The organism is Nocardia sp. NPDC006982 (genome assembly GCF_042869435.1).
Taxonomy (GTDB): domain Bacteria; phylum Actinomycetota; class Actinomycetes; order Mycobacteriales; family Mycobacteriaceae; genus Nocardia.
This window is the reverse complement of record NZ_JBIAFV010000004.1, coordinates 23,285-38,856: the sequence shown is the minus strand read 5'-3', so window position 1 is coordinate 38,856 and position 15,572 is coordinate 23,285. Positions and strand designations below refer to the sequence as shown.

The following is a 15,572-nucleotide window of genomic DNA, read 5'->3' as shown; positions in this document are numbered from 1 at the left end:
CTTGCCTGTCCCCTGATCGCCGGACGCCGACGCTGCTTGCGTGGCAGACGAGTCTGGCCTGAAGGTTCGGGGAGGCGGAGGAGCTGATCGAGAAAATTCTTCCCGCTGGCGTGGCTTCGGCAGAGCTCCTGGAGTATCCCGAGGATCTGCAGCCGCATCCGGCCGAGGCGCACCTCATCGAGAAGTCGGTGGAGAAGCGCCGCCGGGACTTCATCGGTGCTCGGCACTGCGCCCGGCTGGCGCTGGTGGAACTGGGTGAGGCTCCAGTCGCGATCGGCAAGGGCGAGCGGGGGGCACCGGTGTGGCCGCGCGGCATCGTCGGCAGCCTGACGCACTGTGACGGCTACCGGGCGGCGGCCTTGGGCCACAAACTGCGGTTCCGCTCGATCGGCATCGACGCCGAACCACACGGCACGCTCCCCGAGGGCGTGCTGGATTCGGTGAGCCTGCCCCCCGAGCGGGACTGGTTGGCGCGGGTCGATGGTTCCGGACTGCACCTGGACCGCTTGCTGTTCTGCGCGAAGGAAGCCACCTACAAGGCGTGGTGGCCATTGACCGCTCGCTGGCTCGGCTTCGAGGACGCCCACATCACCTTCACCATTGATGAGAGTTCCGACGGTGCGGGTTCGGGTACGTTCCACAGCCAGATCCTGGTGCCGGGACAGGTCACCGATGGTGGCGCGCCGCTGATTTCCTTCGACGGCCGCTGGATGATCGGCGACGGACTCATCCTGACCGCGATCGTGCACGACTGATGGCCGACGCCCGGATCGACGCACTCGGCGGTCTGCTGATCGTTGACAAGGACGGCGGCTGGACCAGCCACGACGTCGTCGCGAAATGTCGAAAACTATTGCGTACCAAGAAGATCGGCCACGCCGGCACGCTCGATCCGATGGCCACCGGCGTGCTGGTGCTCGGCGTCGAACGCGCCACCAAACTGCTCGGCCTGCTCACGCTGACCACCAAGGCCTACACCGCGACCATTCGTCTCGGCCAGGCCACCACCACCGACGATGCCGAGGGCGAAGTACTCTCGACCGCGTCGGCGATCCATCTCACCGACGCCGAAATCGCCACGCACACTGCGAAATTGACCGGCGATATCGAGCAGGTGCCTGCCACGGTCAGCGCCATCAAAGTGAACGGCGAGCGCGCCTATGCCCGGCACCGGGCCGGTGAAGACGTGCAGCTCGCCGCTCGCCCGGTCACCGTCTCGCGCTTCGATATCCTGGCCCGCCGGGATATTTCGGGATTCGTCGATCTGGATGTGGCCGTCGAATGTTCGTCCGGCACCTACATTCGTGCCCTGGCGCGCGATCTGGGCGCCGCACTCGGCGTCGGCGGCCATCTGACCGCCTTGCGCCGCACCAGGGTGGGCCCGTTCACCCTCGAACACGCCAGAACCCTTGACGAATTGGCCGAATCCGAGAACGCGTCGTTGAGTCTGGATATCGACGACGCCATCCGAACCGCGTTCCCGCACCGCGATATCGATGACAAGCAGGCCGACGATCTGCGCAACGGTCGCTGGCTCGAGCCGGTCGGCATATCCGGTGTCTACGCCGCCATCGACCCGTCCGGACGCGCAATCGCGCTATTGCAGGAGAGCGGTAAGCGCGCGGCCTCGGTCATGGTCGTGCGTCCGTCGAATCTTTGACCGCACCGAGCGGTTCCAGCGCGCCGAGCAGCGCGCCGACGCAGATATCGCGGAGTTCGTTGCGGGTGCAGGTGCGGTTTTCCAGCCAGTCGACCGATAGCACACGGACGAAGGTCAGCCAGCCCGTCAGCACCGATGAGGTGAGCTCGCGGATTCGGCCTTCGACGCCCATGACGTCGAGCAGGCGCACCCGGAGTTCGCCGAGTTCGCCCGAGATGATCGCCTGTATGGTCGGATCGCCCGAGAGCAGGCGGTTGGCGGCCACCACCGTATTGGCATTGGCCTCGAAATAGTCGAAATGCTCGTCGAGTCCGGCCGCGAGCTGTTCGGGCAGCGGGGTTTCGGAATCGAGTTTCGTGGCGACCAGCAGGCGATCGGCGGCCAGCTGGTAGATGCCCGCGAAGAGGTCGCGTTTGGTCGGGAAGTGGCGGTAGAGCAGGGCGCGCGAAACACCGGCCGCCGCCGCGACATCCTCCATCAGCACCGCATCGTAGGCGCGTTCGGCGAATAGTTTCGCGCCCGCGTCGAGCAGCAGGCGGCGGCGTTCGTCGGGGGCGAGGCGGCGGCGGGTCATCCTGGGAAGCTTAGTTGACGTATGTCTACTAAGCGTCGTAGGGTCGAGGTTAGTAGACATACGTCTACTAGTGAAGGGAGGAATTCATGACCGCGGCACTCAAATGGCTGTCCATGGCGATGGGCGTTGTCATCGTTGGTATCGGCATATTCCACATGGCCGCCGGAATCGACGGCATCCCCGATATGCGCTCCTCCGGCGTCACCGCCGACAGTCAGACTCGCTTCTTCGGCGGCATTTTCCTCGGCTACGGCCTCGCTTGGATCTGGGCAGCCCGCCAAAATCCGATTTCCGCACCCGCGGTGCGCTGGCTCGCCGGAATCTTCCTACTGAGCGGCGTCGCCCGGTTGATCTCGGTCGCGGTTTACGGCTGGCCGCACTGGTTCCAAATCGTCCTCACCGCAATAGAATTCGCCCTCCCACCGATCTTCTTCTGGCTGGCCGCCGCCCACGAAAAGCGCACTGCCTTCACAACCGACCGCGTGCCCGCCGCCAGCTGACCGGTGTCGCATATCGGATGACTACCTCGCATGGGGTGTGCCCTATGCGAGGTAGTCAGTGGCTATGCGTCAACAAGGCCGGCGATCCGTACAGTGGGCGCGGTAGATAATGCGACGAAGGCAGTGGGGCGATGAGTGGACAACCGGTCGATACGTTCGAGCTCTGGGACCGGGACGGCGACGGTCTGGTGTCGGTCGAGGACATAATCACCGGAATCCGTTCGCTCGGACTGGAAGTCGATGACGAGGCCGTCGAACGGATGGTCGCCGCCGCCGATACCAATGGCGACTTCCTGGTCTCCCGAGCCGAATTCGATGCCGCACTGGTCGGCGGCCGTATCGAGGTCACCGATGCCGATGCGGCCTTCACGGTCTTCGATATCAACGGCGACGGCAGAATCTCGGTCGACGAACTCGAATCCCTGATCCGCCATGTCGGTGCCGGACTGATCGACGAGCCCGCCGAATCGCTGCTTGCGGCGGCAGATACAGACGGGGACGGCTACCTGTCGCCGTCGGAATTCCGTGCGCTGCTGAATTTCCTGTCGCGCTGATCGATTCGGCGCGCGAAATTTCTACGGGGCTTGACCTGTGGTAACTCCCAGGCCCAATGATGCGATAGGTGGATATCGGAGTTTGTTCTTGCCGCGGACGCGGTGGCCGCGGCGGCGTGCGGTGGTGACAACGAATCGTCACCACCGGCACGCGATCGTCAGTCGCTGAGCCAGATGGCTTCGGCCGCAGGGCGGCCGAGATCGATGGTGCGCTCCCCGATGCGAATCGCGATAGTGCCCGCGAAGTCTCGGCGTTCCACCACGACGATCGGTGTATCGAGGGCGATGCCGACCGAATCGAAGTAGCGCAGCATATCCGGATCGGCATCGGAAATCCGTGCGACATGGCCGGATTCGTCCGCGCGGAAGTCGCTGAGCTGGCGGGCGGGCGGCGTCGGCACCGCACCGTCGACCGAGGGAATGGGATCGCCGTGCGGATCCCGGTCCGGATAGCCGAGTTTCGCGTCGATGCGGGCCATCAGCAGCTCCGAGACCGCGTGCTCGAGCACCTCGGCCTCGTCGTGTACCTCATCCCAGCCGTAGCCGAGTTCGTTGACCAGGAATGTCTCGATCAGCCGATGCCGGCGCACCATGGCGACCGCCGCGCGACGCCCGTGTTCGGTGAGGGTGATGGATCCGTACCGGGCGTGTTCGACAAGGCCTTGATCGGCGAGCTTGCGTACCGCCTCGGAGACGGTGGAAGCCGAGACGCCGATCCGTTCGGCGAGCAGTTTCGTAGATACCTTTTCCTGCGACCACTCCTGAGCGGTCCAGATCACTTTCAAATAGTCCTGGGCGACCGAGGTGAGCTCCGGCGCAACCGTCGCGGTGCTGCCGTGGGGGCCTGTGGTCTCGGTCGGCTGCGCTGCGGTGTCGGCCAGCTCGCGTCGGGTTGCGATGTCTCGTTTACCGGGCACATCTTCGAGCTTATGCATTGGACTCCCGATTCACACATTCAGACACTTGAACACTGCTCACCCAGCTGAACCCGCAATTCACCCCATGTACACACGGGGCTCTGGCCGGAGTGCGGATTGACACCTCCGAATACTGTTCGCCCCTCGTTTTGCGTAGGCTGCGGACTGTGCAGAGATGGCGAAGCCTCGATGACGTACCTGCGGACTGGGGGCGGTGCGTGCTCACGATCGGCGTATTCGACGGTGTGCATCGCGGCCACGCGCAGCTGATCAGCAGGGCCGTGAAGTCCGCTGCCGCGCGGGGTGTTCCGGCGGTGCTGATGACCTTCGACCCGCACCCGATGGAAGTGGTGCGCCCCGGCTCGCATCCGGCGCAGTTGACCACGCTGACCCGGCGCGCGGAATTGGCCGAGGAACTCGGCGTCGACGTGTTCTGCGTCATGCCGTTCACCCAAGAATTCATGAAGCTGCCCCCGGGGCGCTACGTACACGATCTGCTGGTCGAGCGGCTACATGTGACCGAGGTCGTGGTCGGTGACAACTTCACCTTCGGCAAGAAGGCTGCGGGCACCATCGAGACCATGCGTGAGCTGGGTGAGCGCTTCGGCTTCGAGGTCGACGGCGTGAAACTACTCGGCGAGCACGCGGTCACCTTCTCCTCCACCTACATCCGCGCCTGCGTCGACGCGGGAGATATGGCCGCGGCCGCCGAGGCGCTCGGCCGTCCGCATCGGGTCGAGGGCGTGGTCGTGCACGGCGACGGCCGCGGCCGTGAGCTCGGCTTCCCGACCGCGAATATCGCACCGCCCATGTACGCCGCCATTCCGGCCGACGGCGTCTATGCGGGCTGGTTCACCGTGCTCGGTCCCGGCCCGACCATCGGCACCGTGACGCCGGGGCAGCGCGCGATGGCCGCGATTTCGATCGGCACCAACCCCACCTTCTCGGGGCGCGCCCGTACCGTCGAGGCCTATGTGCTCGACAGTGAGGCCGACCTGTACGGCCAGCACGTCGCGGTCGATTTCGTCGAACATCTGCGCGGTATGCGCAAATTCGATTCCATCGACGAACTTCTCGAGGCCATGTCTCGCGACGTCGAGAACTCCCGCAAGGTCCTCACCGCCGCCGACTCCTGACCGGATTCGGTTCGGCGTGGCGGTGTCGGGTAAGGTGGCTCCTCGGGTTTGCTGCGGTCCGCGGTGGCACCCGGCCGGGTAACCGGAATCCTCGAGCGCGGAACTGAGAAATAGGAGTGGATGCCCCATGGCGCTGACCACCGAGCAGAAGTCGGCCATTCTCGCCGAGTACGGCGTGCACGAGAAGGACACCGGTTCCCCGGAGGCGCAGATCGCGCTGCTGTCCAAGCGGATCGCCGACATCACCGAGCACCTGAAGAAGCACAAGCACGACCACCACACCCGCCACGGCCTGATGGCGCTGATCGGTCGTCGCAAGCGCCTGTCGAAGTACCTCGCCGACAAGGACATCCACCGCTACCGTTCGCTGATCGAGCGCCTGGGTCTGCGTCGGTAACTGTGTTTGATTTGCCGCGCCTGCGGCGCGGCGTGTTCGCGGCCCCTTGGTGTCTCGCGTCCGAGCCGTCGAGACTCGCGACTTCGTCGCATGCGCTTCGACGGCTCGGCCGCGAGACGGGCCGCGAACGTCGCTCGTAAGACTCGCTCCGTGATGGCGGGGTTGGGTGCGCAAGCGCTCGACACGCTGCTCACCCGAGGCGGTCGATCAGGTAGCCAACGGGGAGAAGTACAATCTCCCCGTTGGCTATATGTGTATGAGCGGTATTTACTCCCCGTTTGCACGACAACATTGCACAGCCGTATGCACCCGCCCGCGTGGCGTCGGTCTTCGGTAGTGGCCTCCCGGCAGGCGAGCAGTCGCCGGCGGGCTTCGATCGATGACCGCCTCCGCGTCGCCGGTTCCAAGGGGATTCGGCCGGGTGTGCGCGTCGCAGCCAGGAGGGTTGCCGCGCGTCCGTATCCGGTACGGCTGACGAGAGCTGGATCGCGCCCACCCGGCGCTCGATCCAGCGAAGACGAGAGGTTGAGAGCAGAAAAATGTCTGAAACAACTACATCTTCGGCTATCGAGGTCGAACCCGGTGTGTTCGAATCCGTCGCGCTGATCGATAACGGCACCTACGGAACCCGCACCGTCCGCTTCGAGACCGGCCGTCTGGCCCGCCAGGCTGCCGGTTCGGTCGTCGCCTACCTGGACGACGAGACCATGCTGCTGTCCGCGACCACCGCGGGCAAGCACCCCAAGGATCAGTTCGACTTCTTCCCGCTGACGGTCGATGTCGAAGAGCGCATGTACGCCGCGGGTCGCATCCCGGGTTCGTTCTTCCGTCGTGAGGGCCGCCCCTCCACCGACGCGATCCTGACCTGCCGTCTGATCGACCGTCCGCTGCGTCCGTCCTTCGTGGACGGCCTGCGCAATGAGATCCAGGTCGTGGTCACCGTGCTGAGCCTGGACCCGAACGACCTGTACGACGTCGTGGCCATCAACGCCGCCTCCGCGTCCACCCAGATCTCGGGCCTGCCGTTCTCCGGCCCGGTCGGCGGCGTGCGCGTCGCGCTGATCGACGGCCAGTGGGTCGCGTTCCCGACGGTCGAGCAGCTCGAGGGCGCGGTCTTCGACATGGTCGTCGCGGGTCGGGTCGTCGAATCCGGTGACGTGGCCATCATGATGGTCGAGGCCGAGGCCACCGATAAGGTCGTCGCACTGATCGCCGACGGTGCGCAGGCGCCGACCGAGGCCGTGGTGGCGCAGGGCCTCGAGGCCGCCAAGCCGTTCATCGCCCGCCTGTGCAAGGCGCAGCAGGATCTGGCCTCGCTGGCTGCCAAGCCGACCGAGGAGTTCCCGCTCTTCCCGCCGTACGAGGCCGATGTCTACGAGGCCGTCGAGGGCACCGCCAAGCGCGAGCTGGGCGAGGCGCTGAGCATCGCCGACAAGCAGGAGCGCGAGGCGAAGATCGACGAGATCAAGCTCGCCGTGCTGGACCGGCTGGCCGACGACTTCTCCGGTCGCGAGAAGGAACTGGGCGCGGCATTCCGCTCGGTCACCAAGAAGCTGGTGCGCCAGCGCATCCTGTCCGACGGCTTCCGCATCGACGGTCGCGGTCTGGCCGATATCCGTGCCCTGTCCGCCGAGGTCGCCGTGATCCCGCGCGCCCACGGCTCGGCGCTGTTCGAGCGTGGCGAGACCCAGATCATGGGTGTCACCACCCTCGACATGGTGAAGATGGCCCAGCAGGTCGACTCGCTCGGCCCGGAGACCTCCAAGCGCTACATGCACCACTACAACTTCCCGCCGTTCTCCACCGGTGAGACCGGTCGCGTCGGTTCGCCGAAGCGTCGCGAGATCGGCCACGGCGCGCTGGCCGAGCGGGCGCTCATCCCGGTTCTCCCGAGCCAGGAGGAGTTCCCCTACGCCATCCGTCAGGTCTCGGAAGCGTTGGGGTCCAACGGTTCCACTTCGATGGGTTCGGTCTGCGCCTCGACCCTGTCGCTGCTGAACGCCGGTGTGCCGCTGAAGGCGCCGGTCGCCGGTATCGCCATGGGCCTGGTGTCGGACACCATCAAGAACGACAAGGGCGAGGACGAGGTCCGCTACGTCGCGCTGACCGACATCCTCGGCGCCGAGGATGCTTTCGGCGACATGGACTTCAAGGTCGCGGGCACCCCGGACTTCGTCACCGCGCTGCAGCTGGACACCAAGCTGGACGGCATCCCCTCGCAGGTGCTGGCGGGTGCGCTGAGTCAGGCGCACGATGCCCGCACCACCATCCTGGAGGTCATGGCCGAGGCCATCGCCACCCCGGACGAGATGAGCCCCTACGCTCCGCGCGTCACCGCGATCAAGATCCCGGTCGACAAGATCGGTGAGGTCATCGGCCCGAAGGGCAAGGTGATCAACCAGATCACCGAGGAGACCGGCGCCAATATCTCCATCGAGGACGACGGCACGGTCTACGTCGGTGCGACCAACGGCCCGGCGGCGCAGGCGGCGATCGACCAGATCAACGCCATCGCCAACCCGCAGCTGCCGAAGGTCGGCGAGCGCTTCCTCGGCACGGTCGTCAAGACCACCGCCTTCGGCGCGTTCGTCTCGCTGCTGCCCGGTCGCGACGGCCTGGTGCACATCTCCAAGCTGGGCAACGGCAAGCGCGTGGCCAAGGTCGAGGACGTGGTGAACGTCGGCGACAAGCTGCGCGTGGAGATCGCCGATATCGACAACCGCGGCAAGATTTCGCTGGTGCCGGTCGACGAGAGCGCCGACGAGCCGGAGGCCGCCGAATCCGTTGATGCGGGCCAGGCGGAGACCGAGTAGTACTTGTCTCTGTGACGAAGAAGAAGACGACAACCCCTCTGCTCCGCGGCGAGCAGGGGGGTTCGTCTCTGGAGCTGCGGATGGACCAGATGCGGGGCACCGACGCGGGGGTACGGCGCACCGTACTACCCGGCGGGCTGCGCGTGGTCACCGAACATGTGCCCGGCGTGCGTTCGGCGTCGATCGGGGTCTGGGTGGGGGTCGGCTCGCGCGACGAGGGACCGACCGTCGCGGGTGCCGCGCATTTCCTGGAACACCTGCTGTTCAAGGCGACTCCGACGCGTTCGGCGCTGGATATCGCGCAGGCGATGGACGCGGTCGGCGGCGAGCTCAACGCGTTCACCGCGAAGGAGCAGACCTGCTACTACGCCCATGTCCTCGACGAGGATCTGCCGCTGGCCGTCGATATGGTCTCCGATGTCGTACTCAACGGCCTGTGCCGGGCCGAGGATGTGGACGTCGAGCGGCAGGTGGTGCTCGAGGAGATCGCCATGCGCGACGATGATCCGGAGGATCTGGTCGGCGACGCATTTCTGTCCGCGCTCTTCGGTGATCATCCGATCGGGCGGCCGGTGATCGGCTCCATCGAAACCATCGAGGCGATGAATGCGGCGCAGTTGCGCGGCTTCCATCTGCGGCGCTACCGGCCCGACCGGATGGTCGTCGCGGTCGCGGGCAATGTGGAGCACGACCACACCGTGGAATTGGTGCAGCGCGCATTCGCGCCCCGGCTCGACCCGGCCGCCGAGCCGGCCCGCCGTCGTGAGGGCCGCTTTCGGCCGCACAGCGCACCTGAGCTGCACTGGTGCCATCGCGACAGCGAGCAGGCGCATCTGGCCTTCGGCGTGCGCGCCTTCGGGCGGCACGAGGGGGAGCGTCGCTGGCCGCTGTCGGTGCTCAATACCGTGGTCGGCGGTGGCCTGAGTTCGCGGCTGTTCCAACGCATTCGGGAGGAACGCGGACTGGCGTACTCGGTGTATTCCAGCGTCGACACCTTCGCCGATACCGGCGCGTTCTCGGTGTACATCGGCTGTCAGCCGGAAAATCTCGGCAAGGTGGCGACATTGGCGCGCGGGGTGTTGGAAGAGATTGCGGCCAATGGCATTACCGACGCGGAGTGCGCGCGCGCCAAGGGTTCGTTGCGTGGCGGACTCGTGCTCGGCCTGGAGGATTCGGCATCGCGGATGAACCGGATCGGTCGCAGCGAACTGAGTTACGGCAACCACCGCAGCGTCTCGGAGACGTTGACGCGCATCGATGCGGTGACTACCGATGAGGTTTCCGCGATCGCCCGTACCCTGTTGGCGCGACCGTTCGCGGCCTCGGTGGCCGGACCGTACCGGCGCACCCGGGACTTGCCCGCCGCGGTGCGGCGATTGGTCGAGGACTGAGGTAGATCAACAAGGTGGCCGGTGCGATTCGCGCCCGGCCACCGATCCGATCGGGGTGGATATGACGGGATCGGCGCTGGGGCGTGCCGAGGTGGCGGTCGAACTCGGACGGCTCGACGAGGCGCGCCGGATCATCGGCGAGGCATTGGTCGAGCAACCGGACGATCCGGTGTTGCTGGAACGCATGGCCGACATCGCCTATCGACTCGATCAGACCGACGAGGCGCTGCGCTATGCGACCGCGGCGATCGCCGCCGACCCGGCGCGCATCGACGCGTACCTGACCGCGGCCCTGGCCTATGACGCCTACACCATGCGTGACGAAGCGCAACGGCACGCCCGCATGGCGACTCGGTTGGCACCCGATAATGTCGCCGCCCTGCTGGTGCTTGCGCGAGTCGTCGCCGATGCGGCGACCTCCGATAAACCACGAGCCGAAGCCCGCGATGCTCTCGAACGGGCGATCCAACTCGCCCCAGCACATGCGGGCACACACGCCCACGCGGCGGAAACCTATCGGCGACTACATGATTCGGATGCGGCCCGACGCCACGTCGAGGCCGGTCTCGCCGAGGACCCGGCGCATGCCGAACTGCTGCAGACCCGCGCGCGGCTGGATTTCGAGAACATCGCGACCAGGGATAAGGCAGTCGCGACGCTGCGTGGACTGCTCGGCTCGAATCCGGGCAATGCGGGTGCACGTCGGCTGCTCGCCGAAATCATGTGGCGGGCGCTGATCAGGCTGGCCGCCTGGGTGTGGTTCTTCGCGGCCGCCGTGGTCTCCCTATCGATGTGGATTCCCACGGGTGGTGTGCGGGTGCTGACACCGGTGCTGTTCGTTGGTGTCCTCGGTGCGTGGTTCGGCGTGTTCCGGAAACTGAGTAGTCAGTTGCCGCCGGGATATATGCGTAAGCGGTTGCTAGGGCGTCCGGAAGCGTTGTCGGCGTTGGTGATCGGGCTGCTCTCGAGTTTCGTCGCCGATATCGGTGCGCTGGTATTGCGATCGGATTGGTCGGCCGAGGATGTGCGCGGCGGGTACATCGTGGTGCTGGTCGGGGTGGTGGGTGCCGCGCTGGCGCATCTGCTGCTGTTCGGGGCGTGGGTCGTGCGGCGCGACAGTGAGTCGGATCGCAGTGCGGGGGAGGAGTTCGCCCTGTTGAGCGTGATCATCGTGGTCGTCGGCGGGCTGCTGCTCGTCGGAATGCTTGCCGCGCTGCGGCATTGGGCTCGTCAGCCTGCGGCGTTCGGGGTGTTCGTCGTGATCGTGGGCATTGTGGTTGCGACGTTGCTGCTCGAGATTCTGCTGGTGCAGGCGCTGGAGTACCGGTGGCGGATGTTCGACGCATATGCCGGGGGCGTGCTGTTGGTCGCGGCGTTGATGGCGCTCGCGATCTGGTGGGGTTTGCAGCAAACCGCGACGCAGACCTTCCACAGCGATGAGCGAACTCCGGTGCCGACCGCCCCGAAATCACCGCCGACTGTGCCGACCTTCCACTTCGCACCGCCGCCCATTCCGACGTTCCATTTCACGCCGCCGGCGCGGCCGACGCCAACGGGTTGACTCAGTCGCTGTGGGCGCGGTTCGCCGCCTCGACGATCGAGGGCAGCAGGCCGGGCAGGGCATTGTCGAGGTCCTCGGAGCGCAGACGCTGGCAGGTCTGCCCATCGATAATCAGTCGCTCGATGACACCGGCTTCGCGCAGAATCTTGAAGTGATGGGTGGCTGTCGACTTGTTGATCACCTCATAGAGCGCACCGCAGCGCACGGCGGTGCCCGCATTGCTCAGCCGTCGCACCATCTCCAGCCGCACCGGATCCTGCAGGGCGCCGAGCACGGCGGGTAACGAGGCGACCGGGAGCGCCTCGGTGGCCGATTCCTTAGTTTCGGTCATGATCTACCTCACAGTGGTTTGATGGTCATCGTACCGGCTGTATCGTCTAATGAAGTTCGATCATCATCAAACTTACCTGATCGGGGTTCCGATGGCAGCGACAATGACGGTGGCGGCCGACCAGCAGACCTCTCAGCGCTGGGCCTACGCGCTGATTCTGGCGGCGAGCGGGGTGGCGCTCGGTGTCTCCGGGGTGCCCGCGCCGCTGTACGGCATGTACCAGAAGGAGTGGCATTTCACGCCACTCACGACGACCTTCGTCTTCGCGGTATACGCATTCGCGGCGCTGGCCGCGGTGCTGGTATCCGGTCGCATCTCCGATGTGGTCGGTCGCAAGCCGGTGCTGCTCGGCGCATTCGCCACCATGATCATCGGGCTCGTGGTGTTCCTGTTGGCCGACAATGTCGCGATGCTGTTGGTTGCGCGGGCGTTGCACGGGCTGGCGGTCGGCTCGACGGTGGTCGCCGGTGCCGCGGCACTGCTGGATCTGCGGCCGAAGCACGGTGCGCGGTCCGGTCAGCTCAGTGGTGTTGCCTTCAACGTCGGCATGGCCGTGGCGATTCTGGGCTCGGCATTGCTGGCGCAGTACGCGCCGCATCCGCTGCGCATGCCGTATGTCGTCATCACGGTGGTGTGCCTGCTCATCGGCGTCGGTGTCATCGCCTTGCGGGAACCGCATACCGCTCGGATCGCCGGACGCATCACGATCGCGAAACCAGCGGTGCCGCAGGAGATTCGCGGTGACTTCTGGTTCTCCGCGCTGGGTGTGATGGCGGCCTGGTCGGTGCTTGGCGTGCTGCTGTCGCTGTATCCGTCGCTCGCTTCGGCGGAAACCGGCATCCACAATCTGGTCTTCGGTGGCGCGGTCGTCGCGTCGACCGCGGTGGCCGGTGCCACGGCGCAGCTCTTCGCGACCGGAATTCCGGCGCGGCGCGCGGCAATCGGCGGCGATACCGGTATGGCGGTGGCGCTGGTGCTCACCGTGCCCGCATTGCACACCGGCAACTGGGTAGTGGTGCTGCTGGCCGGAGTATTACTCGGCGCGACCTTCGGACTCGGCTTCGGCGGTTCGCTGCGGCATCTGTCCGAGGTTGTGCCGCAACACAAGCGCGGCGAGACCATGTCGGCGTACTACCTGCTCGCGTATACCGCCATGGCGCTGCCGACCATCCTCGCCGGCTGGGCGGCCACCGAATGGGGTCTGAGCGAGGTGTTCCCATGGTTCGTCGGTGCGGTCGCCTTCGCGTGCCTGGTGGCGGCGGGGCTCGGACTGCGCCGGAATCAGGAAGCGAAAATGCAAGGGGCGCAGGGGTAGCCGATTCGGCGCTACCCGTCTGGCGACTCCTGCGACAGGCGCGCTTTGGTCCAGTCCGCCCACTCGCCGAGGGCCGAGGACAGCCGGATTCCGGCCTCGGCGGCGATGCGCAGCGAATCCGTCTGCGGGCTTCGACCGTATTCGCCGCGATCCTTGGCGGCGGCGATCTTGCGGTAGTTCTCCGCGAGGCCGTGGTAGTAGGCGGCCTCGCGGTCGAGGTGCTCGGCTACCTGTTCAGGTGTCATCAGCCAGAAGAACACCGAACGCAGCAGCGGTTCCAATCGAATGGTGTGGTCTACTTCGGTCTCGGTCAGCCAGCGCCTGACCTCGGTCAGGCCCGCCTCGGTGATCCGGTAGTCCTTGCGTCCGCGCGGGCCCTCGGCGTCGACGGCGATGTATCCGTTCTCCTGCAATTTGCGCAGCTCGCTGTAGATCTGTGGATGCCCGGCGGGCCAAACCGAACCCAGTACCTCGTCGAATCGCTGGCTCAGATCCCAGCCGCTCGCCGGGTTCTCGGCGAGTAGTCCCAGCAGGGCATGCCTCAGTGACACAGTTGATCACCCGCGTTGTGTTCATGTGGACATGTTCCTGTTGACATGTCGATAGACATCTGAGAGGCTTCCTTCGCATTCACCTGTTCAAAGTAACATGTTGATTCGAACATCTGGAGGAGCCGTGCCGAAACACGGTCAGGGCAATGTCTTCATTACCGGGTCCACCGGCGGCATCGGCGCCGCGGTCACCGATCTGCTGATCCAGCGGGGCTACACCGTCTATGCGGGTGTGCACTCCACGGCACCCAGTCATGATTCCGCCGAAATTCGTTCGGTAGCAATGGATGTCACCGATCCCGACAGCGTGGCACGAGCGGCCGCCGCCATCGCCGAGCAGGTCGGCTCCGAGGGGCTGCACGCGGTGATCAACAACGCCGGAATCATCGTGCAGGGGCCGCTCGAGCTGGTAACGCCCGATCAGCTGCGCCGCCAGTTCGACGTGAACACGCTCGGCCCGGCCTACGTCTGCCGAGAGTTTCTGCCGCTGGTGCGCGCGGGCCGAGGCCGCATCGTCAATATCAGTGCGCCGACCGCGCGCCTCCCGATACCGTTCATGGCGCCGATTTCGGCCAGCAAGGCGGCTCTGGCCTCGTGGTCGAATGCACTGCGGCTGGAACTGTCCGCCTGGAATATTCCGGTGGTTCTCGTTGAGCCGGGCGGCACCCGCACGGAGATCTTCGCCAAAGCGGAACTGGGTGCACAGCAAGCGTTCTCCGAGTCCGATCCGGAGCGCGTCGCGCTCTACCGCAGCCAGCTCGACGCCGTCGCGGCAGCCGGTGAACGCATGCGACTCGGTCCGGTCGGTCCGGTCGCGCGCGCGGTGGTGCAGGCGGTGACGACGCGAAAGCCCAAGCGACACTACGCCGCGGGAACCGGCGTCCGCACTTTCGCGCTGCTGGTCCACCTGCCCGCATCGCTGCGCGAACGCGTGATATCCGCCGTCTACGGGCTGCGCTCGGCATCTGGTGTGGCGGGTGCGGCATGAGCGCATCGGTATCGCGAACCATCGTCTTCGTCGGGGCCACATCTGGAATGGGCAGGCATGCCGTGCGGCGGCTGGCGCGCGACGGACACCGGTTGATCCTCATCGGGCGTGACCCGCGCCGCACCGCCGAGTTGCGCGTCGAATTGCCGGATGCCACCGTGATCACCGCCGATGTCGCCACGGCGGCCGGAATCGACCGTGCCGCAGGGCAGATCGTCCAGGTCACCGACGCGGTGGACACGCTGGTGAACAACGCCGGAGTGATGGTGCCCGACCGAGAGGTCACCGCCGAGGGCGTCGAGCTGAACTTCGCCGTGCACCACCTGGCGCCCTTCTCGATGACCAGCGTTCTCCTGTCGCTGTTGCGGCGCGGTGCCGGGCGAGTGGTGAATGTCAATTCCGAGGGCCATCGCGCAGCGCTGTTCCACTCGGGTGCAATAGATCTCGACTTCGCCGACCTCGGCAGCGAACGTCACTACGATCCGTTCATCGCCTATAGCCGCAGCAAACTGGCAAATCTCTTGTTCAGCTATGAATTGCAGCGTCGGCATCCCGAGTTGGCCATCCTCGCATTGCATCCTGGAATGGTTCGCTCCGATCTCGGACGGCAGTTTCCGCGCCTGCGGGTGGCGGCCATGCACGCCATTTCGCTTCCGACGGCCAAGGGGGCGGCGCCGATCATCGAACTTGCCACCAGCTCTGACATCGAAAGCGGTTCTTACTACAACAGATTCAACCCTGTCAGGTCGTCCCCACAGTCTTACGATGTGGCCACCGCGCGGCGGCTGTGGGAGGTGACCGAACAATTGCGCGGCCGGTTCGACCAGCAGCCGATCCGGGGGCGTGCCTGACCGATCTGCCGTGACCGCCGGATCGGTCACCCC

The 15,572-nt window shown here is 65.9% G+C and carries 16 protein-coding genes; 12 read left to right on the top strand and 4 right to left on the bottom strand.

The window, feature by feature from the left end:
- Positions 1 to 83 precede the first annotated feature (83 nt).
- The gene (npt, locus tag ACFYOW_RS17170) at positions 84 to 755 is read left to right on the top strand and encodes a 4'-phosphopantetheinyl transferase Npt (protein ID WP_387290021.1); all 672 of its coding nucleotides are present in this window, start codon (positions 84 to 86) and stop codon (positions 753 to 755) included.
- A complete protein-coding gene (truB, locus tag ACFYOW_RS17165) occupies positions 755 to 1,660 on the top strand; it encodes a tRNA pseudouridine(55) synthase TruB (RefSeq protein ID WP_387288922.1) in 906 nt (301 codons plus the stop codon). The genes npt and truB overlap by 1 nt, the downstream gene beginning before the upstream one ends.
- Here truB and ACFYOW_RS17160 read toward each other — a convergent pair.
- Positions 1,632 to 2,234 (bottom strand): TetR/AcrR family transcriptional regulator, encoded by a 603-nt coding sequence (locus ACFYOW_RS17160; RefSeq protein WP_387288920.1) that lies wholly within the window; start codon positions 2,232 to 2,234, stop codon positions 1,632 to 1,634. The two genes, truB and ACFYOW_RS17160, sit on opposite strands and share 29 nt — an antisense overlap.
- A gap of 86 nt (positions 2,235 to 2,320) precedes the next feature.
- Here ACFYOW_RS17160 and ACFYOW_RS17155 point away from each other — a divergent pair, with 86 nt between their 5' ends.
- Together ACFYOW_RS17155 and ACFYOW_RS17150 are read left to right on the top strand one after the other, a co-directional pair.
- Positions 2,321 to 2,734, top strand: coding sequence for a DUF4345 domain-containing protein (locus tag ACFYOW_RS17155; protein ID WP_387288918.1), 414 nt, complete (start codon positions 2,321 to 2,323; stop codon positions 2,732 to 2,734).
- Between the two features lie 131 nt (positions 2,735 to 2,865).
- On the top strand, positions 2,866 to 3,288 hold the full coding sequence (locus tag ACFYOW_RS17150) for an EF-hand domain-containing protein (RefSeq protein WP_387288916.1): 423 nt from the start codon (positions 2,866 to 2,868) through the stop codon (positions 3,286 to 3,288).
- 158 nt (positions 3,289 to 3,446) lie between these two features.
- On the opposite strand, the gene ACFYOW_RS17145 is transcribed toward ACFYOW_RS17150, so the two are convergent.
- Entirely contained in the window at positions 3,447 to 4,223 is a 777-nt protein-coding gene (locus ACFYOW_RS17145) for a metal-dependent transcriptional regulator (protein ID WP_387288914.1), read from the bottom strand.
- Positions 4,224 to 4,372: 149 nt separating this feature from the next.
- On the opposite strand from ACFYOW_RS17145, the gene ACFYOW_RS17140 reads away from it, so the two are divergent.
- The 5 genes from ACFYOW_RS17140 (at position 4,373) to ACFYOW_RS17120 (ending at position 11,503) form a co-directional block, all read left to right on the top strand.
- Entirely contained in the window at positions 4,373 to 5,341 is a 969-nt protein-coding gene (locus ACFYOW_RS17140) for a bifunctional riboflavin kinase/FAD synthetase (protein ID WP_387288912.1), read from the top strand.
- A gap of 127 nt (positions 5,342 to 5,468) precedes the next feature.
- Positions 5,469 to 5,738, top strand: coding sequence for a 30S ribosomal protein S15 (rpsO, locus tag ACFYOW_RS17135; RefSeq protein WP_327100954.1), 270 nt, complete (start codon positions 5,469 to 5,471; stop codon positions 5,736 to 5,738).
- A 539-nt stretch (positions 5,739 to 6,277) separates the two neighbouring features.
- Entirely contained in the window at positions 6,278 to 8,551 is a 2,274-nt protein-coding gene (locus ACFYOW_RS17130) for a polyribonucleotide nucleotidyltransferase (RefSeq protein WP_387288910.1), read from the top strand.
- 80 nt (positions 8,552 to 8,631) lie between these two features.
- Positions 8,632 to 9,942 carry a M16 family metallopeptidase gene (locus ACFYOW_RS17125; RefSeq protein ID WP_387288908.1) on the top strand — a complete coding sequence of 437 codons (1,311 nt, stop codon included), beginning with the start codon at positions 8,632 to 8,634 and terminating at the stop codon, positions 9,940 to 9,942.
- Positions 9,943 to 10,003: 61 nt separating this feature from the next.
- Complete coding sequence (locus ACFYOW_RS17120) at positions 10,004 to 11,503, top strand: tetratricopeptide repeat protein (protein WP_387288906.1); 1,500 nt, start codon at positions 10,004 to 10,006, stop codon at positions 11,501 to 11,503.
- A 1-nt stretch (position 11,504) separates the two neighbouring features.
- Here ACFYOW_RS17120 and ACFYOW_RS17115 read toward each other — a convergent pair whose 3' ends face one another.
- A complete protein-coding gene (locus ACFYOW_RS17115) occupies positions 11,505 to 11,834 on the bottom strand; it encodes an ArsR/SmtB family transcription factor (RefSeq protein WP_387288904.1) in 330 nt (109 codons plus the stop codon).
- A gap of 49 nt (positions 11,835 to 11,883) precedes the next feature.
- Here ACFYOW_RS17115 and ACFYOW_RS17110 point away from each other — a divergent pair, with 49 nt between their 5' ends.
- On the top strand, positions 11,884 to 13,149 hold the full coding sequence (locus ACFYOW_RS17110) for an MFS transporter (RefSeq protein WP_387288902.1): 1,266 nt from the start codon (positions 11,884 to 11,886) through the stop codon (positions 13,147 to 13,149).
- An 11-nt stretch (positions 13,150 to 13,160) separates the two neighbouring features.
- On the opposite strand, the gene ACFYOW_RS17105 is transcribed toward ACFYOW_RS17110, so the two are convergent.
- Entirely contained in the window at positions 13,161 to 13,700 is a 540-nt protein-coding gene (locus ACFYOW_RS17105; RefSeq protein ID WP_387288900.1) for a helix-turn-helix transcriptional regulator, read from the bottom strand.
- A 124-nt stretch (positions 13,701 to 13,824) separates the two neighbouring features.
- On the opposite strand from ACFYOW_RS17105, the gene ACFYOW_RS17100 reads away from it, so the two are divergent.
- On the top strand, positions 13,825 to 14,688 hold the full coding sequence (locus ACFYOW_RS17100; protein ID WP_387288898.1) for an SDR family NAD(P)-dependent oxidoreductase: 864 nt from the start codon (positions 13,825 to 13,827) through the stop codon (positions 14,686 to 14,688).
- A complete protein-coding gene (locus ACFYOW_RS17095) occupies positions 14,685 to 15,539 on the top strand; it encodes an SDR family NAD(P)-dependent oxidoreductase (protein ID WP_387288896.1) in 855 nt (284 codons plus the stop codon). Before ACFYOW_RS17100 ends, ACFYOW_RS17095 begins: the two co-directional genes overlap by 4 nt.
- Positions 15,540 to 15,572 lie beyond the last annotated feature (33 nt).